Source organism: Nocardia sp. NPDC055002, assembly GCF_053608825.1.
This window is the reverse complement of the sequence record NZ_JBSGWE010000001.1, coordinates 1,425,778-1,449,152: the sequence shown is the minus strand read 5'-3', so window position 1 is coordinate 1,449,152 and position 23,375 is coordinate 1,425,778. Positions and strand designations below refer to the sequence as shown.

Annotated in this window: 14 protein-coding genes; 9 read left to right on the top strand and 5 right to left on the bottom strand. The window is 68.9% G+C overall.

Features of this window, described 5'->3' with window-relative positions; genetic code table 11:
• Positions 1-118 precede the first annotated feature (118 nt).
• Complete coding sequence (locus tag ACWF99_RS06825; RefSeq protein ID WP_452535220.1) at positions 119-556, top strand: anti-sigma factor antagonist; 438 nt, start codon at positions 119-121, stop codon at positions 554-556.
• 28 nt (positions 557-584) lie between these two features.
• Here ACWF99_RS06825 and ACWF99_RS06820 read toward each other — a convergent pair whose 3' ends face one another.
• On the bottom strand, positions 585-1,370 hold the full coding sequence (locus tag ACWF99_RS06820; RefSeq protein WP_378630205.1) for an alpha/beta fold hydrolase: 786 nt from the start codon (positions 1,368-1,370) through the stop codon (positions 585-587).
• Positions 1,371-1,554: 184 nt separating this feature from the next.
• Here ACWF99_RS06820 and ACWF99_RS06815 point away from each other — a divergent pair, with 184 nt between their 5' ends.
• The 4 genes from ACWF99_RS06815 (at position 1,555) to ACWF99_RS06800 (ending at position 6,549) form a co-directional block, all read left to right on the top strand.
• A complete protein-coding gene (locus ACWF99_RS06815; protein ID WP_452535218.1) occupies positions 1,555-2,793 on the top strand; it encodes an alpha/beta hydrolase family protein in 1,239 nt (412 codons plus the stop codon).
• Between the two features lie 197 nt (positions 2,794-2,990).
• The gene (locus ACWF99_RS06810) at positions 2,991-3,494 is read left to right on the top strand and encodes a 2Fe-2S iron-sulfur cluster-binding protein (protein WP_378630208.1); all 504 of its coding nucleotides are present in this window, start codon (positions 2,991-2,993) and stop codon (positions 3,492-3,494) included.
• On the top strand, positions 3,491-4,477 hold the full coding sequence (locus tag ACWF99_RS06805) for an FAD binding domain-containing protein (protein ID WP_452535216.1): 987 nt from the start codon (positions 3,491-3,493) through the stop codon (positions 4,475-4,477). Before ACWF99_RS06810 ends, ACWF99_RS06805 begins: the two co-directional genes overlap by 4 nt.
• Entirely contained in the window at positions 4,474-6,549 is a 2,076-nt protein-coding gene (locus tag ACWF99_RS06800; RefSeq protein ID WP_452535214.1) for a xanthine dehydrogenase family protein molybdopterin-binding subunit, read from the top strand. Before ACWF99_RS06805 ends, ACWF99_RS06800 begins: the two co-directional genes overlap by 4 nt.
• Here ACWF99_RS06800 and ACWF99_RS06795 read toward each other — a convergent pair whose 3' ends face one another.
• Genes ACWF99_RS06795 through ACWF99_RS06785 form a run of 3 tightly spaced genes read right to left on the bottom strand, consistent with a single transcriptional unit; the run spans position 6,550 to position 9,857 of the window.
• Positions 6,550-7,737, bottom strand: a complete 1,188-nt coding sequence (locus ACWF99_RS06795) for a lipase family protein (protein ID WP_452535213.1) — start codon at positions 7,735-7,737, stop codon at positions 6,550-6,552. It abuts the gene before it with no gap.
• A 25-nt stretch (positions 7,738-7,762) separates the two neighbouring features.
• The gene (locus ACWF99_RS06790) at positions 7,763-8,935 is read right to left on the bottom strand and encodes a lipase family protein (protein ID WP_452535321.1); all 1,173 of its coding nucleotides are present in this window, start codon (positions 8,933-8,935) and stop codon (positions 7,763-7,765) included.
• Positions 8,936-8,960: 25 nt separating this feature from the next.
• Entirely contained in the window at positions 8,961-9,857 is an 897-nt protein-coding gene (locus tag ACWF99_RS06785; protein ID WP_378630215.1) for an oxidoreductase, read from the bottom strand.
• A 236-nt stretch (positions 9,858-10,093) separates the two neighbouring features.
• Here ACWF99_RS06785 and ACWF99_RS06780 point away from each other — a divergent pair, with 236 nt between their 5' ends.
• Genes ACWF99_RS06780 through ACWF99_RS06765 form a run of 4 tightly spaced genes read left to right on the top strand, consistent with a single transcriptional unit; the run spans position 10,094 to position 22,073 of the window.
• Complete coding sequence (locus ACWF99_RS06780; RefSeq protein ID WP_452535211.1) at positions 10,094-16,570, top strand: type I polyketide synthase; 6,477 nt, start codon at positions 10,094-10,096, stop codon at positions 16,568-16,570.
• Between the two features lie 24 nt (positions 16,571-16,594).
• Positions 16,595-19,792 (top strand): type I polyketide synthase, encoded by a 3,198-nt coding sequence (locus ACWF99_RS06775; RefSeq protein WP_452535210.1) that lies wholly within the window; start codon positions 16,595-16,597, stop codon positions 19,790-19,792.
• Positions 19,789-20,778 carry an AfsA-related hotdog domain-containing protein gene (locus ACWF99_RS06770; protein ID WP_452535208.1) on the top strand — a complete coding sequence of 330 codons (990 nt, stop codon included), beginning with the start codon at positions 19,789-19,791 and terminating at the stop codon, positions 20,776-20,778. The genes ACWF99_RS06775 and ACWF99_RS06770 overlap by 4 nt, the downstream gene beginning before the upstream one ends.
• Entirely contained in the window at positions 20,775-22,073 is a 1,299-nt protein-coding gene (locus tag ACWF99_RS06765; protein ID WP_452535206.1) for an FAD-dependent oxidoreductase, read from the top strand. Before ACWF99_RS06770 ends, ACWF99_RS06765 begins: the two co-directional genes overlap by 4 nt.
• 25 nt (positions 22,074-22,098) lie before the next feature.
• Here the strand turns inward: ACWF99_RS06765 and ACWF99_RS06760 are convergent, their stop codons facing one another.
• Complete coding sequence (locus tag ACWF99_RS06760; protein ID WP_452535204.1) at positions 22,099-23,349, bottom strand: PucR family transcriptional regulator; 1,251 nt, start codon at positions 23,347-23,349, stop codon at positions 22,099-22,101.
• Between the last annotated feature and the right edge of the window lie 26 nt (positions 23,350-23,375).

The window sequence follows — 23,375 nt, the reverse complement described above, 5'->3', positions numbered from 1 at the left end:
CACAATCGCAGACACAGTCGATTGAGCGTGCTGAAATGGAAATCACCAGCCGGTCTTGAGCAACCAGGACCGGCCGGGGCAGTGTGTACACCTGCCGGTGTCGAGGGATCGGGCACTCGTGAACACCCATTCCGGCCATGGCGACCAACCGTCGCGGATCGATGAATCCGACTCAACACTGCGTGCGGAGGTCACTCTCCATCACACGGCCACCGTTCTGCACGTGCACGGCGAGATCGACGCCTGCAACCTGCCTCGATGGCGCACCATTCTCGACGGAGCCATCACGGCGGAGGGGGAGTCGGGCCACTTGGTGATCGACATCAGAGACGTGACGTTCATGTCCTGCCGGGCGATCCTCGACATGGCGACCCGCGCGCAGCAGAGTCAGTTGCGCATGAGTGTGGTCAATCCCGTGCCGTCGGTCACCAACCGGATCATCGTCGCGGCCGGTCTCACCGAGTGGCTACCCGTCTACCCGAGCCGAACCGAGGCTCTGGCCGCCGCGCCCGCGTCCACCCGAACGATTCCCCCGGCGTCGTGGACGACGACGTAGATCTGGGGCCGATAAGCCAGGTCCGGGTTCAATCGTTCGCGGCGGAGTCGGTGAGAATCGGCAGCAACGCCTTGGCACTGACCATGTGGTCCTGCCCGGCGAGCACCTGATGCCTCGCCTGGGGAATCGCCTCGGCGAGTTCCCGGGACACCTGCTGCATCCCGGGCGGGTTCTTCTCCCCGACAACGACTTTCACGGGAACCCGGATCTTCTCGAAACGTTCCACCGGGGGAAGTGTCTCGGTGATCGCGATGTCGTACATCAGTGTGGGGGCGAGTGCTTTCATCGTCGTCCACCCGGGAAACAGCGGTAGCAGCGCGACGAACGCGCCCGGCATCCCGATCCCACGCAGAAACGCCTTCAGCGCTCGCGCGTTCTTCGCCTGGTCGAGCAGCGCACGCACCGTCGCGGCCAGCTCGGCGTAGGACGCCCGTTCGGCCTCGTCGTGCACATAGGGGGCGTCGTAGATCACGACCCTGTCGATCTTGTCCGGCATCCGTACAGCCGCTTCGAGCGCCAGCGCGGCACCCGAGGAATGTCCGTAGAGAATCGCGCGCCCACCGGCGGCATCGACCATCGCCTCGATGTCGTCGACTTCCCGCTCGATCGCATACGGCTGTACGTCCCCGCTGTCGCCTCGGCCGCGCCGGTCGTAGTTGTAGACGGTGAAGCGCGTGGCGAACACCCGCACGTCGGCGGCGATCGGCCGAAAGCGCCGGAAACACGTCGCGCCGGTGATGTACACGAGCGCAGGCCCGTCACCGGACACGTCGTAGGCGAGTTCGGTGCCGTCCTTCGACGTAGCGATCCTCATAGCTCGTTCCTTTCGGTGCCCCGGCGCGCGCGGATCCCGATCGATCCACTGTCTATCACTACGACGATGTCGCCCCTGCAAACTCATCGGTGCGCCACGGGAGCGCTGTCGGGCGGAGCGGTATATTGCGCCGCGGCCCGACCGGGACGTGTTCGACGCGACGAATCAGGAGGATTCAGTGGTGATGGAATCAGGCACGGAGCCGGCGTCGATCGTCCTGCGTCGATGCGCACGGGCAGTCGCGGTGGTGCTGGCCGTCTGCGCTTCGGCGGTCCCGGCCGCCACCGCCGAGCCCACGTCGGCCGGTCTCGAATTCTATTCTCCGGCACCGGAATCGGTGGCAGGCGAGCACGGATCGGTGATCTCGTCACAGCCGATTGGCGGGGAGCCGGGACTGCCGGGGGCGCGCAATTTCCTTGTGCTCTACCGGTCGGTGGATGTGCACGGTCAGCCGGTCGCCGTCTCCGGTACGGTCGCTGTCCCGGAGGGAACCCCGCCGGCCGGCGGTTGGCCGCTGATCTCCTGGGCACACGGCACCACCGGCACCGCCGACGTGTGCGCACCCTCGCGGGACACCGGCGCCGGGTTCCCCGCTCACGACTACACCTCGTTGACGCGCGAGACCCTGGCCCGGTGGATCGCTGCCGGATACGCGGTGGCGCAGACCGACTATCAGGGTTTGGGTACGCCGGGCCCGCACGGCTATCTCATCGGGGAGGCCGAGCAGCGTGCGGTCGCGGACATGGCCATGGCGGCGCGGGTGATCGCGCCCGAGATCGGGACTCGCTGGGTGGCGATGGGACATTCGCAGGGTGGTCAGGCCGCCGTCTACGCCAACGCGCGCTCGCAGCAGTGGGCGCCGCAACTGCGCTTGCTCGGTGCGGTGGCGATGGCGCCCGCCTCGCATCTGGGGCCGGTCGTGCAGGCCTTCACCCTCGCCCGGCGGACCGGCATCGCCGAGAAGGTGGACGCACCGGCGGGCTCGGTGTCGTTCATTCCGCTGTTCATCCGTGGCGCCCAGACCGTCGCCGACATCGATCCGTCGGCATTCCTTACCGCCGAAGCTGATTCGATGGTGGGCCAGGCCGATGACCGCTGCATCGGACAGCTGCGTGCGCGGGATTCCTGGGGAGGGCTCGGCGCGGGTGACACGTTCTCCGCCGACGCCGATCCCGGTGCGCTGGTGCGGGTTCTCGACGACAACGACCCCAGCGGGCTGGCGCTGACCACCCCGATGCTGGTCTTGCAGGGCAAGGCCGACACCGTCGTCCTGCCCGCCGGCACCGACGCCATGGTCGCTCAGCAGCAGCTGACCGGCCAACCCGTGGAATACCGCACCTACCCCGGCGTCGATCACCGCGCCATCCTCGGCGCGAGCAACGACGACGCCCTCGCCTGGGTGAACGCCCGCTTCGCCGGCTGACACACAGCGCGCACGTCCCGGCGATCACGCCGGTGGTGATCTCCGGCGAAACCACGGCGGATGTGGTCGGGGTGCACGACGGCCGACGGCCGGATTGGTAGCGTGGCCGAAGTGCGTACTGTGGTTGCGTACGTGCTGGTAGCGGGGCCCGGAGGGGCCTGTGCGGAGTCGGTGTCCCATGACGAGAGGCCGTTTCGATGCGAGCGCGGATCAGTGTGACCGTCGATGGGCGGACGCGGGTGGTGGACATCGATACCCGTACCACCCTGTTGGATGCCCTGCGTGAACAACTGGGCGTCACCAGCCCGAAGAAGGGCTGCGACCGCGGGCAATGCGGGTCGTGCACCGTCCTGCTGGACGGCCGAAGGGCGACGTCGTGCCTCGCGTTGGCCGTCGCACACGACGGGGCGACGATCGTCACCGCCGACGGACTGGCCGACGGTGACGACCTGCATCCGGTCCAGCGGGCATTCCTCGAACACGACGGCTTCCAGTGCGGCTACTGCACGCCGGGCCAGATCTGTTCGGCGGTCGGCATGCTCGACGAGGTGCGGGCGGGCGCACCGAGTCACGTGACGGCGGACCCCACGGGCGAGATCGTGCTGAGCGCCGACGAGATCCGGGAACGCATGAGCGGCAATCTGTGTCGCTGCGGGGCGTATCCGAACATCGTCGCGGCGATTCAGGAGGTCGCTCGATGAGGGAGTTCGCCTACGAACGCGCCACTGACGCGGGGCAAGCGGTAGCGGCGGTACTCGCCGAGCCCGACGCCGTATTCCTCGGTGCGGGAACCAATCTCGTCGATCACCTCAAACTCGGGATCATCGCGCCGGGCAAGCTCGTCGATGTCAGCGGACTGCCGCTCGATCAGGTGACCCAGCTGCCCGACGGCGGTGTCCGCATCGGGTCGGCGGTGCGCAATGCCGATCTCGCCGCGCACCCGGCCATCCGGGCGCGGTACCCGATGCTGTCGGCGGCGCTGTTGGCGGGTGCGTCGGCCCAGCTGCGCAATTTCGCCACCACCGGCGGAAATCTGCTGCAGCGCACCAGATGTCCCTACTTCCAGGATTCGACTGTGCCGTGCAACAAGCGTGAACCGGGCACCGGATGCTCGGCGATCGGCGGGTTCGATCGCGACCAGGCCATCCTCGGCGCGTCCGATCAGTGCGTCGCCACCCATCCCTCCGACATGGCAGTGGCGATGGCCGGGCTGGGTGCGGTGGTGCGGGTGCTCGGCGCCGTCGGTGAGCGCGAGATCCCACTGGTCGACCTCTATCGGCTGCCCGGCGACGAACCCGACCGGGACACGATCCTCGACCACGGTGACCTGATCACCGCCGTCGACCTGCCCGCGCTCGAGTGGGCGAGCACCTCCACCTACCGCAAGGTCCGAGATCGTGCGTCGTTCGCGTTCGCCCTGGTCTCGGTGGCCGCCGCCGTCGACATCGCCGACGGCGTCGTGCGAGATGTGCGGATCGCGTTCGGCGGTGTCGCGGCCAAACCATGGCGAGCATTCGCCGCCGAAGCGCAACTGCGCGGCCGGGCGGCCACCGAGGAGAACTTCGCCGCCGCGGCGGATGTCGAACTCGCCGCTGCGCGCCCGCAGCGGCAGAACGGTTTCAAGATCCCCTTGGCGCGCAATGTGCTCGTCGCGGCCCTGCGCGAGCTGAGCGAGGTGCGATGAACTCACCGGTGATCGGCAGCTCGCCCACCCGTATCGAAGGGCCGGCCAAACTCCGCGGTGTCGCGCCCTACGCGATGGAGCATCCGCAACAGGATCCGTTGTACGGCTTCGTGATTCAGTCGACGATCATCCGCGGGAGCATCCGCGAGATCGACACCTCCGTGGCCGAACGGATGGACGGCGTCGTCACCGTGCTCACCCACCACAACGCTCCCCGGCTGGCCGTCGACGACGACAACGAACTGTTCATCCTGCAGAACGCCGAGATCGCGTTCCGCGGGCAAGCGATCGGCGCCGTCGTAGCGACGAGCCTGGAGGTGGCCTGCGAAGCGGCCGCGCACGTGCGGGTGACCTACGACGAGCAGACCGCCGACGTCACGTTCAGTGCCGACCGGGACGACCTCCACAACCCCGGGGAAGTGAGCGGCGGCTTTCCCGCCGACACCACGATCGGTGACGTCGACGCCGCCATGGCGATCGCCCCGGTCACCATCGACCACACCTATACGACCGCGATGGTCCACAACAACCCGATGGAACCGCATGCCACCATCGCGCACTGGACCGACGACAGCTTGACGCTGTTCGACTCCACCCAGGGCCCGCATGTGGTGCGCGCCGAGATCGCGCCCCTGTTCGGCCTGGCGCCCGAGCGGGTGCGAGTGATCGCGCCCTTCGTCGGCGGTGGCTTCGGATCCAAAGGTGAGCCGCACGCGAATATCGTGCTCGCGGCGATGGCCGCGAAACTCTGCGACGGGCGACCCGTGAAACTGCCGCTGACCAGGCAACAGCTGTTCTCCCTCGCCGGTTATCGGACGCCGACCAGCCAGCGGGTCCGGCTCGGCGCGCACCCCGACGGCACCCTGACCGCCATCGCTCACGACGCGATCGCGCAGGCCTCCACGGTGAAGGAATTCGCCGAGCCGACCGCCGTGGTCACCCGCGTGATGTACGCGGCGGCCAACCGATCGACCTCGCACCGTTTCGCGGCATTGAATGTTCCCGTGTCGTCCTGGATGCGGGCGCCCGGGCACTGTCCGGGGATGTTCGCCGCGGAGACGGCGATGGACGAACTCGCGGTCGCCCTCGGCATGGACCCGATCGCTGTGCGCATCCACAACGAACCCGAGGTCGACCCGGAATCGGGGCGCCCGTTCTCCACCCGTGGGCTGGTCGAATGCCTGCGTGCCGGGGCGCAGCGCTTCGGCTGGGCAGAGCGTGACCCGGCCCCGAAGTCGCGGCGCGAAGGCCGATGGCTGGTCGGATCCGGAGTCGCCGCGGCGACCTACCCGGCCGACACCTCCGCGGGCAACAGCGCCCGCGTGCGCTACACCGGGGATCGCTACGAAGTCGCCATCGACGCCGTCGATATCGGTACCGGCACCTGGACCTCCCTCGGCCAGATCGCCGCCGAGGCCCTCGGGGTCGACGCGGATCGCATCGATCTGCGCATCGGCGATTCCGATCTCCCCCAGGGGACGGTCGCGGGCGGTTCGACCGGCATGGCGTCCTGGGGTTCGGCCGTGGTGGCGGCCGCGCGGGCCTTCCGTGACCGCTTCGGGCCGGAACCCGCCGACGGCGCCGAGACCACCGTCGAGGCGCCCGAATATCCAGGGAGAGAGAACTTCTCGACGCATGCGTTCGGTGCGCACTTCGTCGAGGTCCGCGTGAACACCGACACCGCCGAGATCCGGGTTCCGCGCGTGGTCAGCGTTTTCGGCGCGGGCCGCATCATCAATCCACGGATGGCCCGTTCACAGTTCATCGGCGCTGTCACCATGGGTCTGTCGATGGCGCTGTTCGAACAGAGCGAGTTCGATCCGCGCCTCGGCGCCGTGGTCAACCACGACCTCGCCGGGTACCACATCCCGGTCAACGCCGATATCGGCGAGATCGACGTCAGCTGGATCGACGAACACGATCCGCATCTGAACCCGATGGGCAGCAAGGGAATCGGCGAGATCGGCATCGTCGGCTCGGCGGCCGCGGTGGGCAACGCGATCCACCACGCCACCGGTGTCCGCGTTCGCCACGTGCCCATCCATCTCGAAGACCTGCTCGGCGCGCTCTGATCAGCAGCGGGTCGGCGCGGGTTCGCCACGGAACCTGGCTTCGATGAAGTTCCAGGCCTCGGGCAGACCCGCCACCGCGGTCGTCATGTGCTCGGCTATCTGATAGCGGGAGAACGTGACCGGCGCGCCTGCCGCGCAGTAGCGGGTGGCGATGTCTTCGACGGCGTCGAAGGGGGTCAGTTCGTCGAAGACGCCCTGCCAGATCAGCATCGGCGTCTCGGGCACCTCGGGGTCGTAGCGCAAACTGTTCTCCCGCAACACCGCTCGTGCCTCGGGGCTGTCCATCAGGGACTTGGTCGCCGCCAGCTGTTCGGCGCTGCGGGCCACACCGTGGAACAGCAGGAAGCGCCGGCATTCGTCAGCGGTGAAGTCACGGAACCACAGGCCCTCGCCGTTGAGCTGGTCGGAAATGGGCAGACGCCGGGGGTATTCGCGCTCCAGGCCCATCGCCGCCGCCCAGGCGAGGCCGAAACCGGGATGGTGCCCGAAGCCGATCCCGAGGGCCATCTGTTCGAGGTCGGCCGGGATGCCGCCGGCGGCGACGCCCGCGAGCTTCAGTTCCGGTGCGTAGGTCGGTTGCAGCGCGGCCGCCCACGCGGTCGCCAGCCCGCCGCCGGAGTACCCGGCGAGGGCGATGGGGGACTGGCCGAGGCCGAGTTCGGGCGCGCGCTGGAGCGCTCGCACACTGTCGAGGGTGACCATGCCGCTGAGCCGGGCGGCGCCGTAGGCGACATTCGGCCCGAGGTAGTCCGGCAAGGCGACCGCCCAACCGCGGCCCAGCGGCAGCGCCGCGCCGAACGCGTCGGGGGTTTCGTCGTTGATCAGCGAGGTGGACGGGTTGCATTTGGTGCCGAGGGAATTGATCAGCGCCTGGTAGGACACCAGCGGCGGGTTCGTGACACCGGCGGGGATCAGGACCGTGGTGACGCCCATGATCGGGTCGCCCGCGGAGTTGGTCGAGCGGAAGGCGACGTGCCAGATGTCGGTGCCCTGGTAGGGGCCGAGGTCGAACTTCCGTTGCCGCACCACATCACCGGGCGCGAAGTCGCCGATATCGGCCGGTGCGGTGAAGAAGGGATCGGGATTGGGGGTGGGGTAGCGCGGCTCCGGCGTCGCCGCGGGAGCGAAGATGGCGAGGGTGAGGCCGTAGAACAGCACCGTGAGTGCGGCCGTCAAAATCCGGCGCATGGTGGATCCTTCTCTCTGGCGGAAGTCAGCAGTTGCTCGGTGCGGGCTCGCCGCGGAAGCGGGCGTCGAGCCACGCGACGGCAGACGGGAAACCCATGACCGCGGTGGCCAGGTGGTCGGGGCTCGGATAGAGCTCCGACTGCACCGGTGTCCCGGCCTCGCAGTAGCGCTGGTTCGTGCGATCGACCGCGTCGACGGGGATGAGCGGGTCGATGGGGGTGTGCCACTCGAAGATCGGGATCGTCGGCACGGGCTCGAACAGTTCCAGGCTGTTGGCGTCGCCGACTTCCCACGCCCGCGGGTCGTCGATCAGTGAGACGGTCGAGGCGAGGTCGGAGGCGCTGTGCATGGCTCCGGCGGCGATGAGTTCGACCGTGCACCCGTTGGCCATGGCATCGCGCACCGCCAAGCCGGTGTCGTTGAGCTGCCCGCTGATCGGCAGGCGGTCGGGGTATTCGCGTTCGAGTCCGAGTGCCGCGGCCATCGCGAGGCCGAACATGGGATGCGGGGCGAAGCCGAGTGCGCGCGCCATCGTGGTGATGTTCATCGGCACCCCGCCCTGCGCGGCGCCGACCAGGCGCAGGTCGGGCGCGTACTGCGGTGCGAGCGCGGCCGCCCAGCCGGTCGCCATGCCGCCGCCGGAGTACCCGAGCATGGCCGCCGGGCTGTCGGCGAGACCCAGTTGCGCGACCCTGGTCGCGGCCCGGATGCCGTCGAGGGTGATCTGGCCGCCGAGTCTGGCCGCGCCGTAGGCGGCGTTGGGGCCGAGATGGTCGGGCAGCGCGATGCTCCAGCCGCGCAGCAGCATCGTGTTCAGCAGCGGCACAGCACGATAGAGCAGATTCGGATCGTAGGCGTAGAGGGCCCGCGAGACCGCGCACTGGGTGCCGAGACCGTTGATGATGTGCTGGTAGGACAGCAGCGGCGCGCCGGGGCGGTGGTCTTTCGGGGTGAGGATCGTGGTGGTCGCGGCGATCGGCCTGCCCTGGGAATCATTGGACCGGAACTTCACCAAAGTGACTGTGGCGGTAGGGAAGTAGGGCAGTGGCTCCTGGACCCGGACCGCCAGGACCGCCCCGGGTTCCTTGCTCGCGATGTCGGCGGGCGCGGCGTAGAAGGGATCGGGGTCGGGAGCCGGGTACACCGGGGGTGCCCCGGCGGCCGACGGCGGGCCGGAGGCGGTGAGAAGCCCGACCATGACGGCGCAGGCCAGGGTGCGCAGGCTAATTCTCACGGATCACCGCCGACGCGGGGTAGCGAACACCGGTGGCGCGTTCGGATGCCGTCCACAACTGCTGCCAGAGGGCCCGATCCTGCGACAGCGCGCTCGACGGGCAGGCGCTGACCGGTCCCCGGGTGTTGAACAGCTTGGTCGGGCCCCAATAGATATCGGGATCCGCATCCGGGGCGGTGGCGGCGTAGAGCATCGATTGTGCTGCCGCGGTGCGTGATTGGCCTACCAGGCGGATGAACGGTTCGGCGACGTAGTCGAGTGGCGTCTGCGTCTTGGCGACGAGGCCGGTCGGTGCGACGCCGGGGTGCACAGCGTAGGAACGCAGCGTCGACCCGGATTCGCGGAGCCTGCGCTGTAGTTCGCGGCCGAATATCAGGGTGGCCAGCTTCGATTCCGGGTAGGCCGCGTGTCGACTGTATCGGCGGTGCTCGAAGCGCAGATCGTCGAGCGGTAGTGCTTTGGTCCACCCGTGGGAAATGCTCGACAAAGAGATGACCCGGTCCTGGATCCGATCCAGGAGCAGGCCCGTCAAAGCGAAGTGACCGAGATGGTTGACGCCGAATTGTGTTTCGAATCCTTCGGCGGTACGGGCGAACGGCACATTCATCAATCCGGCATTGTTGATCAGCACATCGAATTCGCCGCGCTCTTGCGCGAAGCGCCGTACGTCGGACAGATCGGCAAGATCCAGGGCCGCCACGGAGATATCGCCGACCAGCCGATCAGCGATGGCGCGACCCCGTTCGGTATCACGGCACGCCATGATCACCGTGGCGCCACGGGCTGCCAACGTGCGGGTTACCACCTCACCGAGGCCGCCGTTGGCTCCGGTGATCACGAATCGTCGGCCGTGCTGATCCGGTATCGGATCGGGAGTCCTTGCCATGGCGCATGACCTTACGAATCGCGGTCACCGGGTGGCAATGCGTTTGGAAAATGTCAGGGACGACGCGAGGACCGTTGGTCGTTTCCCAAAGAGGCCCGGCGCGCGGGGAATTCGGTTGCCCGCTGTCGTAGCGTGGCGCCGGTCAGTGTTGTCGAGTGGATTGCCGGGCGAATACCCGATCCCGCCGCACTGCTCGATTCCCTGTCGATACCTCTGATGCAGGAGATGTTTGCCCTATGGCTCGCGAAGACGAACTACGCACTTACATGAAGAAGGCGATCCGGGAACTGCAGACCACCCGCGCGCGCCTCGATGATGTGGAAGCGCGGGCGACCGAGCCGATCGCCATCGTCGGCATGGCGTGCCGTTATCCGGGTGGGGTCACCTCGCCGGAGGAGTTGTGGCAGGCGGCAGTCGAGGGGCGCAGTCTGGTGTCGCCGTGGCCGGCCGATCGCGGCTGGGATGTCGAGGGTCTGTTCGATCCCGAGCCGGGTGTGCCGGGCAAGTCGTATGTGCGCACGGGCGGATTCCTCGACGGCGCTACCGGATTCGACGCGAACTTCTTCGGGATCAGCCCGCGTGAGGCGCAGGCGATGGATTCGCAGCAGCGACTCGTGCTCGAGACGGCCTGGGAGGCCTTCGAGCGGGCGGGCATCGACCCGACGACTGTTCGCGGCAGCGCCACCGGGGTCTTCGTCGGCCTGATGCCCGACACCGAGGGCCCGTCGTCGCGCGATATCGACGAGCGGGTGCGCGCGACGATCGAACAGTTCCTGATGACCGGTCAGGCGTCGAGTATCGCCTCGGGCCGGGTGTCGTATGTGCTGGGACTGGAAGGTCCGTCGGTCACCGTGGACACGGCGTGCTCGTCCTCGCTGGTCGCGATTCATCAGGCGGTGCGATCGTTGCGCTCCGGTGAGTCGACGATGGCGCTGGCCGGCGGTGTCACCGTGATGGCGACGCCCGCCGCGTTCGTCGCGTTCTCCACCCAGCGTGCGCTGGCGGCCGACGGCCGATGCAAGTCGTTCGCCGCGGGCGCCGACGGCACCGCGTGGGGCGAAGGCGTCGGCATGCTGCTGCTCGAGCGCGTCTCCGAGGCCAGGCGCCTCGGGCACAAGATCCTGGGTCTGGTGCGTGGCACCGCGGTGAATTCCGACGGCGCGTCCAACGGTCTGACCGCCCCGAACGGGCGGTCCCAGCAGCGGGTGATCCGATCCGCGCTGGCCGATGCCGGGTTGAGCACGACCGAGGTGGACGTCGTCGAGGCGCACGGCACCGGCACCCGCCTGGGTGACCCCATCGAAGCGGAGGCCTTGCTCGCGACCTACGGCGCCGAGCGCGAGGGCGGCGAGGCGCTGCTGCTCGGGTCGCTCAAGTCGAATATGGGGCACACGCAAGCCGCCGCCGGGGTCGGTGGGCTGATCAAAATGGTGATGGCGATGCGGCACGGCGTGGTGCCGCCGACGCTGAACGTCGACGAGCCGACGCCGCACGTGGACTGGTCGTCCGGTTCGGTCCGGTTGGTCACCGAGGCGCGGGCATGGCCCGCGACCGGGCGGACGCCGCGCGCCGCGGTGTCGTCGTTCGGGATCAGCGGCACCAATGCGCACGTCGTCATCGAGCGGGGCGAATCCGCCCCGGCGATCGAGCGATCGCCCGCATCCGTCGCACCGCCGGTGATTCCGTGGGTCCTCACCGCGCGGTCCGCCGCGGCGGTGGCCGCGCAGGCAGGTGCGCTGCTCGGTCGGGTCGAGGCAGAACGTGGCGCCGACCCGGTCGATATCGGTGTCGCGCTGCTCGATACCCGCGCCCGGTTCGAGCATCGCGCCGTGATCGTCGGCCACGATGCCGAGGAGCTGACGGCCGGGCTGCGAGCGCTCGCGGATGGGCAGGGCGCACCGAATGTGGTGCGTGGCAGCGCGATCGCGGCCGTCACCGCGGTGATGTTCCCCGGTCAGGGTGCGCAACGTGCCGGGATGGGGCACGAGCTGTACCAGGGCTATCCGGTCTATCGCGCCGTCTTCGACGAGATCTGCGCGGAATTCGATCAGCATCGCGATACGCCGCTGCGCGAGATGATCTTCGACGATCGGGCAGACGCGACCTCGCTCGACCGGACCGAGATCGCCCAGATCGCGCTGTTCGCTACCGAGGTGGCGATGTACCGGCTGGCCGAATCATGGGGATTGCGAACGGCTTTCGTGCTCGGTCACTCGATCGGCGAGATCGTGGCGGCCTATGTGGCCGGGGTCTGGTCGCTGCCGGATGCCTGCACCCTGGTCGCCGCGCGTGGTCGGCTCATGCAGTCCGTGCCGCAGGGTGGGGCGATGGTCGCGGTCGCCGCGGACGCGGAGACCGTCGCCGAACTCGTGCGTCGATACGACGACGTGAGCATCGCCGCGGTGAACGGGCCCGCGTCCGTGGTCGTTTCGGGTGCGCACGCGTCCGTGGACGCCATCGCCGAGCAGTTGGCGGCCGACGGCGTGCGTACCCACCGATTGCGGGTGAGTCATGCGTTCCATTCGCCCCAGATGGATGCTGTGCTGGCCGAATTCGGCGAAATCTGCCGGGGCCTGACCTATCGCCCGCCGACCCTGCCGGTGATCTCGGCGCTCACCGGCAAGGTGGCCGAGGCCGCGCAGTTGTGCTCGCCGGAATACTGGGTGAGCCACCTGCGCGAGCCGGTTCGCTACCTGGACGCGGTGCGGTGGGCGCGTGAACAGGGCGGGGTCAACTGCTTCGCCGAGATGGGTCCCGGGGCCGCGCTGACGGCGATGGTGCACGAGATCGTCGACGACGGTGCGGCGATGGCCGCCGTCGCGTTGCAGCGGCCGGGCATCGCGGGCGACCTCGCGTTCGTCGCAGGACTGTCCGCGCTGTATTCCCACGGGGCAGCACTGGATCTGGGCCCGCTCTTCGAAGGGGCCGACGCCCGCCCGGTAGACCTGCCTACCTATGCCTTCCAGCGTGATCGGTACTGGCTCGAGGTGAGCGAGGGCAGCAATGTGCGTGGCGCCGGGCTGGACGCCGACGACCATCCGCTGCTCGGTGCGAAGATCGGCCTCGCCCAGGACGGAGGATTGCTGCTGACCGGGCGACTGTCGCTGCACTCGCACCCGTGGTTGGCCGGACACCGGATCGGTGGCGCGGTCCTGCTGCCCGGCACCGCGTTCATCGAACTCGCGTGGCATGCAGGCCAATTCGTGCAATGCCCAACCGTCGGCGAACTCGTGCTCGAAGCCCCGCTCGTGATCCCCGAGACCGGCGCGGTGGAACTACAGGTGCTGGTCGGACCGGCTGAGGAATCCGGGCATCGGACAGTCGGGGTGTACTCGCGTCTACAGACAGCTTCGGTGGAGGAGCTGCCGTGGAGCGGACACGCCACCGGCACCTTGCAACCGTCGGACGAGGTCGCGGCGTCGGGTGACGGTGCGTGGCCTCCTGCGGGTGCGGTGGCGGTGGCAGTCGGCGACCCGTACGAGGCGATGGCCGCGGTCGGCTACGACTACGGCTCCGCTTTTCGTGGCCTCGGCCAGATCTGGCGCCATGGCGACGAGATCCTCGCCGAGGTGGCATTGCCCGAATCAGCCGCCGGGGAGGCTGCCGAGTTCGGTCTGCACCCCGCGCTGCTCGACGCCGCACTGCACGCGATGATCGCGACCGGCACGGTCGGCCCGACCGAATCCGGCAAGATCCGGCTCCCGTTCGCCTGGGAAGGCGTCTCGCTGCACGCGGTCGGCGCGTCGTCGCTGCGGGTTCGCCTCACACCGGTCGGGCCCGACCGCATCGGTCTCGAACTCACCGATTCGGCAGGTAGGCCGGTGGCCGGTGCGCGATCACTGGCGCTGCGCGAGATCTCCCTCGAAGCGCTGGGGCAGCGCCCGGCGTCCTCGGACGGCGGACTGTACGAGATGAACTGGGTGACCGTACCCTCGCCCGAACCCATCGCGGAACAGGGCGAATGGTCCGAGCTGGACTTTGCCGACAGCAGAGTAGTTGTCGAGCGCTGCGCACGCGCTGATCGCGATCTCGTCGTCGTGCGCGTGCACAGCGATGCGACCGCGTCCGTTCCCGCCGCCGTGCGCGAGCAGGTGATCGCCGTGCAGACGGTGGTGCAGCGATTGCTCACCGACGACGAATTCGCCAAGGCCCTGGTGGTTTTCGTGACCAGCGGCGCCGTGGCGATCCATGGCGCCGAGGATGTCCGTGACCTGGCCGGCGCGGCAGTGTGGGGTCTGCTGCGGTCCGCGCAGAACGAGAACCCTGGTCGCATCGCGCTGCTCGATCTCGATGATCGCGGCGACTACCGCGAGGCGGTGCGCAGCTGCGCCGCACTCACCACCGAGCCGCAACTGGCGATCCGGCACGGGGAGACGCACGCGCCGCGCCTGGTGCGCGCGGGTGCGGACACGGTCGGGTCGGCTGAGCTGCTCGGCGAGGACGAGTGGCGATTGGTCGACCACGGGCGCGGAACCCTCCACGGCGACAACATGCTCCTGGCGCCGGCCGAGATCGAGCCGCTCGGACCCGGGCAGGTGCGGATCGCGGTGCGGGCGGCGGGTGTGAACTTCCGCGATGTGCTGATCGTGCTCGGGATGTACCCGATCCCGAACACCGCCATCGGTGGTGAGGGTGCGGGGGTGATCGTCGAGGTCGCTCCCGATGTGGTGGACTTCGCGGTGGGCGACCGGGTGATGGGCATCTTCACCGGCGTCAGCGCCACGGTGGTGGCCGACCGGCGCACGGTCGTCAAGATTCCGGAAGGCTGGTCGTTCGACGAAGCGGCGGCCGCGCCGATCGTGTTCGCGACGGCCTACTACTCGCTGGTCGACCTGGCGCGGGTGCGGTCGGGGGAGTCGCTGCTGATCCATGCCGCCACCGGCGGCGTCGGTATGGCCGCGGTCCAGCTGGCCCGCCATCTCGGGCTGGATCTCTACGTCACGGCCAGCCCCGGCAAGTGGGATGTACTGCGCGCGAACGGCTTCGACGACGAGCGGATCGGCAATACGCGAACCACCGAGTTCAAGGCGAAGTTCCTAGAGGCCACCGGCGGACGTGGTGTCGATGTCGTGCTCGACTCCCTCGCGGGCGACAAGGTCGACGCGTCGCTGGACCTGCTGCCGCGCGGCGGTCGGTTCATCGAGATGGGTCTGACCGATCTGCGTGACGCCGACGAGATCGCGGCAACCCACCCGGGCGTCCGATACCAGAACTTCATCCTGATGGAGGCGGGCCCGGACCGGCTGCACGAGATTCTGACCGAACTGCGCAAGCTGTTCGAATTCGGTGACCTCCAACCACTTCCGGTGACCCGATGGGACGTGCGGCGTGCACCCGAGGCGTTCCGTCAGCTGAGCCAGGCACGCCACGTCGGCAAATACGTCCTGACCGTGCCGACCCCGCTCGACCGCGACGGCACCGTTCTGGTGACCGGCGGCACCGGTGGACTCGGCGCGCTGGCCGCCCGGCACCTGGTGACCACCTATGGAGTTCGGCGCCTGCTGTTGACCAGTCGTCGCGGATTCGACGCGGACGGCGCGAGCGAACTCGCCGCCGAACTGTCCGCGCTCGGCGCCCAGGTCGACATCGCCGCCTGCGATGTCGGCGACCGCGACGCTCTCGCCGCACTGGTGGCGGCGATCCCCGCCGCGCATCCGCTGACCGGCGTCGTCCACACCGCGGGTGTCGTCGAGGACGCGTTGTTCAGCGAGCACACTCCCGAACACATCGCCACAGTGCTGCGCCCCAAGGCCGATGCCGCCTGGCACCTGCACGAGGTGACCGACGGGCGCCCGCTGGCGATGTTCGTGATGTACTCCTCGATCGCGGGCCTGCTCGGCAACCCGGGCCAGGCCAACTACGCCGCGGCCAACGGGTTCCTCGACGCGCTGGCCCAGCACCGCAGACACCGTGGCCTGACCGCCACCGCGATGGCGTGGGGGCTGTGGGAGCGCGGGACCGGCATCACGGGGCACCTCACCGAGCGCGACCTGCGGCGAATGCGCCGTGAAGGGCTGATCCCGCTCACCGACGACGACGGCATGTCCCTGTTCGACAATGCCCTGTCGACCGGCAGAGCACTGGCCGTACCCGCCCGCCTTGACCTCACGGCGCTGGGCTCGCTCGGCGATGTCGACGAGATGCCCGCGATGCTGCGCTCGCTGCTGCGCGGCCCGCGCCGGGCGGTCGGCGGAGGCTCCGATGAGTCGGCGAAGCTGCTGTCGAGCCTCACCGGCCAGGAGCCCGCCGAACAGGAGCGGATCATCCTCGGCGTCATCCGGTCGCACGCTGCGGCCGTCCTCGGTCACGCGTCGGCCGAGGCGGTGCCCGCCGATACCGCGTTCACCGACCTGGGCTTCGACTCGTTGGGCGCCGTGGAATTCCGCAACCGGCTCGAGGCGGCCACCGGCGCGAAGCTGCGCACGACGATCGTCTTCGACTACCCCAATGCCGCCGCGCTGGCGAGCTACCTGCGCACCGAGATCGCGCCCGTGGACGACCCGGGCGCCCGCATCGCCGGACAGCTCGACGCAGTGGCGGCGGGATGCGCCGGTGTGGAACTGCCGCCGGAGCGGGTCGAGGAGCTGCTGCTGCGGATCAACGACCTCGTGCGCACCCTGCGCGGCGACTCGGCGCGCGATCTGGTCGACAACATCGACGGTGCCGACGACGACGCCCTGTTCGATCTCATCGACCAGGTCCGTTCGGTCTGAGCCGAGACAGAAAGCGAGAGACCGATGGCCACCGAAGCGGAACTTCGCACGTATCTCAAACGCGCCACCCGGCAGTTACAGGAGACCAGACAGCAGCTCGAGGACGAGCAGGCACGCGCACGGGAACCGATCGCGATCGTGGGAATGTCGTGCCGGTTCCCCGGCGGGATCGAATCGCCCGAGCACCTGTGGGAGGCGCTGATCGAGGGGCGCGACCTGATCTCGGAGTTCCCGGCCGATCGCGGCTGGGACGTGGACGGGTTCTACGATCCCGACCCGGACAAATTCGCCAAATCCTATGTGCGAGAAGGTGGTTTCCTCGCGGGAGCGGGCGAGTTCGACGCCGGATTCTTCGGGATCAGCCCGCGCGAGGCCGAGGCGATGGACCCGCAGCAGCGCCTGCTGCTCGAGCTCGCCTGGGAATCGGTCGAGCAGGCCCGTGTCGACCCGACGACCTTGCGCGGCACCGATACCGGTGTGTTCGTGGGATTCAGCGATCAAGGTTACGGATTCGGCGCCACGCAGGCCTGGGATGGCGCGGAGACCTACTACTTCACCGGCAACCATGCCTCGATGGCGGCGGGTCGGGTCGCGTACCTGCTGGGTCTGGAAGGACCGGCGGTCACCGTCGACACCGCCTGCTCTTCGTCACTGGTCGCGATTCATCAGGCGATGCAGTCGCTACGCCTGCGCGAATGCGGCCTGGCGCTCGCCGGCGGCGTGACGGTGATGTCCACCCCGATGCCGTTCGCGCTGTTCTCGCGTCAGCGTGCGCTGGCGCCCAACGGGCGATGCAAGTCCTACGCCGCGGGCGCGGACGGCACCGCCTGGGGTGAGGGAGTCGGTGTCGTTCTCCTGGAACGTCTTTCGGAGGCGCAGCGGCACGGACACCGAGTGCTCGCGGTGTTGCGCGGTTCGGCGGTGAACAGTGACGGCGCGTCCAACGGGCTCACCGCACCGCGCGGACCGGCGCAGCAGCGGGTGATCGGGTCCGCGCTGGCCAATGCCGGCCTGCGCGCGTCCGACATCGACATGGTGGAGGGCCACGGCACCGGCACCGTGCTCGGTGACCCGGTGGAGGCGCAGGCCCTGCTCGCCACCTACGGGCAGCGCGACGATGCGCCGCCACTGCTGCTGGGATCGGTGAAATCGAATATGGGACACACGCAGTCGGCCGCGGGCGTGGCCGGACTGATCAAGGCGGTGCAGGCCATTCGCCACGGGATGGTTCCGCCCACGCTCCACGTGGACGCGCCGACCTCGCACGCCGACTGGACCGGGGATCGAATCCGGCTGGTGCTGCGGCCACAGCCGTGGCCGACCACCGAACACCCACGCCGGGCCGCGGTGTCGTCCTTCGGGATCAGCGGCACCAACGCCCACTTGATCGTCGAGCAAGCACCGGAACCCGAAGGACCCGAGATGATCTCGGCCGATACCCGCCACGCAGTGGTGCCCGCGGCCGCCTCCACGCAGACCTTCGCCCCGGCGCATTCGAGGCCCACGCCCTCGCCGGCTCCATGGCTGCTCTCGGCACGCACCGCCGCCGCACTGTGTGACCAGGCGGCCCGCCTACGCGCGGCTGTCACGAATTCCCCGGACGATCTCGCCGACATCGCGCACTCCTTGGCAACCACGAGAACGAGATTCGACCATCGCGCCGTCGTCGTGGCGAACACCCGCGGCGAGTTCCTGGACGGACTCACGGCCATCGCCGAGGAACACACCGCCCCCTCGGCAGTCCTGTCACGCCGTAGCGCCGGCGGCAAGCTGGCGATGATGTTCCCCGGTCAGGGCGGACAACTCGCGGGCATCGGACGCGGGCTCTCTGACACGTACCCGGTGTTCGCCGAGGCGCTCGACACGATCTGCGCGGGTTTCGACGCCCATCTCGAGCATCCGTTGCGGACCGAGATGTTCGGAACGGGTGAGTTGCTCGCGCGGACCGACTACACCCAGCCCGCCGTGTTCGCCGTGCAGGTGGCTCTGTTCCGGCTGTTCGAATCCTGGGGTGTAGTACCGGATTTCGTTGTCGGTCACTCGATCGGTGAACTCTCCGCCGCGCACGTCGCGGGTGTGCTGTCCCTGGACGACGCGGTGGCTGTGGTCGCCGCGCGCGGTCGGCTGATGCAGCGGATGGACCCGGGAGCGATGGTCTCCGTGCGGGCAACCAGGGCCGAGGTCGCGGCCTCCATCGCCGGTCGCGAGGCCGAGGTGTCGGTCGCCGCGGCCAACGGGCCGAACGCCACCGTGATCGCAGGCGATGTCGCCGCGGTGGGTGAGCTCGCCCGGCACTGGCGCGAACGCGGCCGACGAGTAGCCAGGCTCGGCGTAGACCGTGGCTTCCACTCGCCGCACGTGGACGCGATCGTCGACGAATTCCGCTCGGTCGTCGCGACCGTTCGCCTCCAGGAACCGCGCATCCCTTTCCTCTCCACCGTGACCGGCACGGAATCCGCACCCGGACAGCTGACTTCGATCGAATACTGGGTACGTCAGGCCCGCGAGCCGGTGCGTTTCCACGAGAGTGTGCTGCGGCTGCACGAATCCGGCGTCGTCACCTATCTCGAACTCGGTGCGGGAGACACCCTGTCCGGCCTGGTCTACGAGACACTCGCCGATACCGGCAGCACGGCCATTCCGGTGCTGCGACCCGGGGCCGACGAAGCCGGCTCGGCGATCAAAGCCGTTGCGGGAGCCTGGGTCGCCGGTGCCGAAGTCGGTTGGTCGGCACTGTGTTCCGACGACACCACCGGGGTCGTCGATCTGCCGACCTATGCGTTCCAGCATCGGCGCTATTGGGTTCACACCGACAGTGCCGTCCTCGAAAGCATGATCGGGGTCGCCGGCGCCGAACTCGCCGGTGACCGGACTGCCAGCCGGCGCGACGCACCGGCAGGGGAGGCACCGTCCGCGCGTTCGGACCTGCTGACCGTTCCCGAGGACCGGCGCCGCGATGTCGCGGTCAACCTGGTGGTCGATCAGATCCGCGAGATCCTCATCGACCTCACCGAGGACGAGATCGACCTCGACGCCACGGTTCTCGCGATCGGGCTCACCTCGCTGTCCGCCCTCGAACTCCGCGGAAGGATCAATGCCGCCGCGGGCACCCAGCTCTCACTGGAGGATCTGTTCACCCACCCGACGCCACGGGCACTGGGCGCCGTACTCGCCACCAGGATCTGGAGCGACGCGCCGACCCACGAGGCGGTGCTCGCGTGAACGGGGGACTGTCGCCGGTACGCGGCACCCTCGGATTCGAACAATTGGTGCCCGCCGCGCTGGCTCACCGGCGCGGACTCGCCGAGGTCTACGTCGCCGACACCGCCGTCGTCGGCAGCTCGGAATACCTTGCCGCCGTGCAGGTGCCACGGGCGCACTCGCTGTGGTTCGATCGGCTCGTCGCCTACCACGATCCGTTCTCCGCCGTCGAGGCCGTCCGGCAGGCACTGCTCGTCGTCGGTCAGCGACACCTCGGTGTGCCCGCCGACGCACCGGCCAGCCTGCAACGGATGGCGTTCGCGGTGGAAGACCTGAGCCTGTTCCGCGACAGTGAACGCGACCCGCTCGAGGGGGTGGTGCGCCTGCGACCCGGCGCGGCGGGCACCGGGCGCGGTTACTACCACGATGTATCCTTCGACGCCACGCTGTCCGTTCACGGGGCACTGGCCATGACGCTGCGCGGCAGCGGAATCACCTTTCCCCGTGACGCTTACGACGAGTTCCGCGAACTCCAGCAGGGCAAGCGCTCCACCCTCGCTGCGGTCGGTCCCGACTCGGTGCGGCGATTGCCACCCGAACTCGTCGGCAGGCGCGACCCACGCAATGTCGTGCTCGCCCGTACCGCGGCCCAAGACCTCGTCGTGGTAGTGGACCGCGGCCATCCGAGCTTCTTCGACCACCAATACGACCATGTCCCCGGCCCGCTGTTGCTCGAGGCGTTCCGGCAGGCAGCGGTGCTGTCCGCGACCTCGGCGGGACTGCTCACCTCACCGGTCGCCGCGGTGATCGACCTCGAAGCCCAGTTCACCGACTTCGCCGAACTGGACGCCCCCATCACCTGCACCACCGCCGCCGTCGGCGATCTCGACCTGGACGAGATCACGGTCGAGGTGGCGCTGCACCAGTACGGCAACCGCATCGCCCTCGCCCACGTCGAGCTGGCGCACTATCCCGTGTCCACGCAACGACAGGAGCTCGGATCATGACCACAGCATCGGCGAAACGGTACGCGGTTGTCGGCGGCGGCTTGTCCGGCATCGGCGCCGCGTTCGCGCTGCACCGGGCAGGCCACACCGTCGAACTGCTCGAGCAGGACACGGTGCTCGGCGGCCGCTGCGGCTTCGACACCCTCGGCGGTCGGCCGATCATGATGGGCGGCAAGAACATCGGCCGCCACTACCACGAGCTGCGCGGGTTCGTCGCCGCGTCCGGGGAACGGGCGTACGAGCCCTTCGGGATCAACAGCTCGCAGATCATCAACGGCGAACTGGTGACACTCGACAACCCCGGCATCGCCGGATTCCTTCGCCATCTGCTGCGCATGGGTTCGCCGATCGACGCGGCGCGCATGCTCTACTACGGTGCGCGCGTTCGATTCGACGAACGCAATCGCTACCTGGGGTCGGACTGGTTCGGGAAAGCGGGCACCGCCAACGACAACGTCGCGCTCGGCGCGCATTTCGGCACCGAGTTCGGACGTACTGTGCTGCGACCGTTGACAGTCCGGCTCAACGCCGCCGAACCGGACGAGGTATACCTCGGCGCGTTCGGGGTGAGCCTCGGCATGGTGCAGGACCGCTACGACCAGCTCGTCGACGGTATGCAGCCGGTGCTGGACTGGTTCGCCGGACAGGTGCCGGTCCGGCTCGGCACCCGTGTGGATCGCCTCGTGGTGCAGGACGGCCGGGTGATCGGACTCGATACGGCGGAAAACGGCGGTGCCACTACCTTTTCCGCCTACGACGGTGTCGTCCTGGCGACCCCGGCGCACGCCGCCGCCGGACTGCTGGAACCCGTGGTTCCTGCGCTGAGCAAGGCATTGAGCGAGGTGGCCTACTACCCGTCCACGGTCGCGGTGGTGCAGTACGAGCAGCCCTTCTTCGGCAGCACCGTTCGCTCGATCGCGTTCGACTCGGGGCCGTGCAGTGCGGCGGGGGTCTACGGCGTGAACGATCTCGACATCGTCCGCTACACCTTCAGCGGGCGCGATGCCCGGCCGAGCCCGGATGCGCAGCTCTTGGCGACGTGGATCGACGACGCCGAGGCGAAGGTACGCGGTCATCTCGGCGGCCCGGCGATCGAGCGGGTGCGTACCGAAACACGCAGCTGGGCCGCGGCGCATTGCGCCTACCTCCCCGATCACGCCGGCTTCCGCACGGTGGTGCGCGAACAGACCGAATCCGTTGCGGGACTCCAGCTTGCGGGTGACTACCTGCTGGGCGCCCAGTTGGAGGCCTGCTACCGATCCGGCATCGCCGCGGCCCTGGCATTGATCGCGTGAGCCCGGCCAGGGGCGCCACGTGAGATCACGCGGCGCCCCTGGTGTGCACCATATCGTCGGCGAGCAGTGCGATACGGGCCCGCAGAATGCCCTCCGCGGTCGTCAGATCGAGGTCGGTCAGCCCGCTCACTCGACGCAGCCGGTAGTCGATGGTGTTGGGGTGCACATGCAGTCGCCGGCCGGTGGCTTTGCGATTGAGGCCCGTGGCCATATAGGTCCGCAGCGTTTCCAGCAGCTCGGGATGGGTGGCGAGTGGGGCGATGACACCGGCCAGATGCTCGCGCGCCGGACCGGGGCGGGTGAGCTGATATTCGATCGCGACATCCGAGAGCTCGTACAGCCCAGCGGGTTTGGCGATGCCGCGCACCAGCTCGAGCAGCTCGTGTGCCTCCTCGGTGGCCTGCGGGATCTGCTCGGTCGGGGCGGGCACCAGGGTCGCGGTGAGCTCGACTCCCGAGGTCGCGCCGATCGTGGCGAGGACATCGCCGGTCATGCGCGGCTGCTCGGGTTCATCGCTCGGGATCAGCAGGGTGCCACCGTTGGTGCTCAGCAGGGCCAGCGATCGTGAGGCGAAAGCATCGGCCAGTGCGGCCTGCACGCGCCGCAGTTTGCGGCGCGCCACCACCTGCGCGTCCACGCGCGGGTCGTGCTCCTCGGCCAGCTCCGGAATCATCAGCGCCACCACCTGATAGGAATCGGCGACTCTGATTCCGGTCTGCCGGGTGAGCGCGCCGACACCGTGGCCGCTCAGCAGCGCCGACACCATCGTCTGCGCGCCGGTCTGGTGTTCCTTGGCGACCTGGCGTTGCTCGTCGAGATAGGCGCTCGTCACGGTCGCGTTGATGACCTCGAGCGTGCGCAGCAGCAGACGGGTACCCGCGACGACCTCGGCGAGGTCGGCTGCGGTCACCTGCCCGACGACGAGCTCGAAGCCGATCCGGAACCCCTCCGCGTAGGCGCGCAACAGGGTGCCGACGGGCACGCCCTCCCGCGCGTGCTGGGCGGATGCCGCGCGCAGCGCCACCAGTTGCTGCTCGGACGGCGTGGTGCGCTTGTCCAGCATCTCCATCGCCAGCGCCAGGCAGCGGCGGGTGAACTCGGTGACGTCACCCCGCATCGCCTCGCTCGGCAGTGACTGGCAGGGCATCACGTTCTCGGCGAAATAGGAGACCAGCTGCGAAACCAGCTCGTCGGCGTTTCCCAGAAAACTCGACGCGGCCCGGCCGCCCGCGATGGTGAGCGGATTGGGTATCCGGTCCATGGCTTGAGAATTCATCGAGTGCACTCCGGTGTGGCAGACAG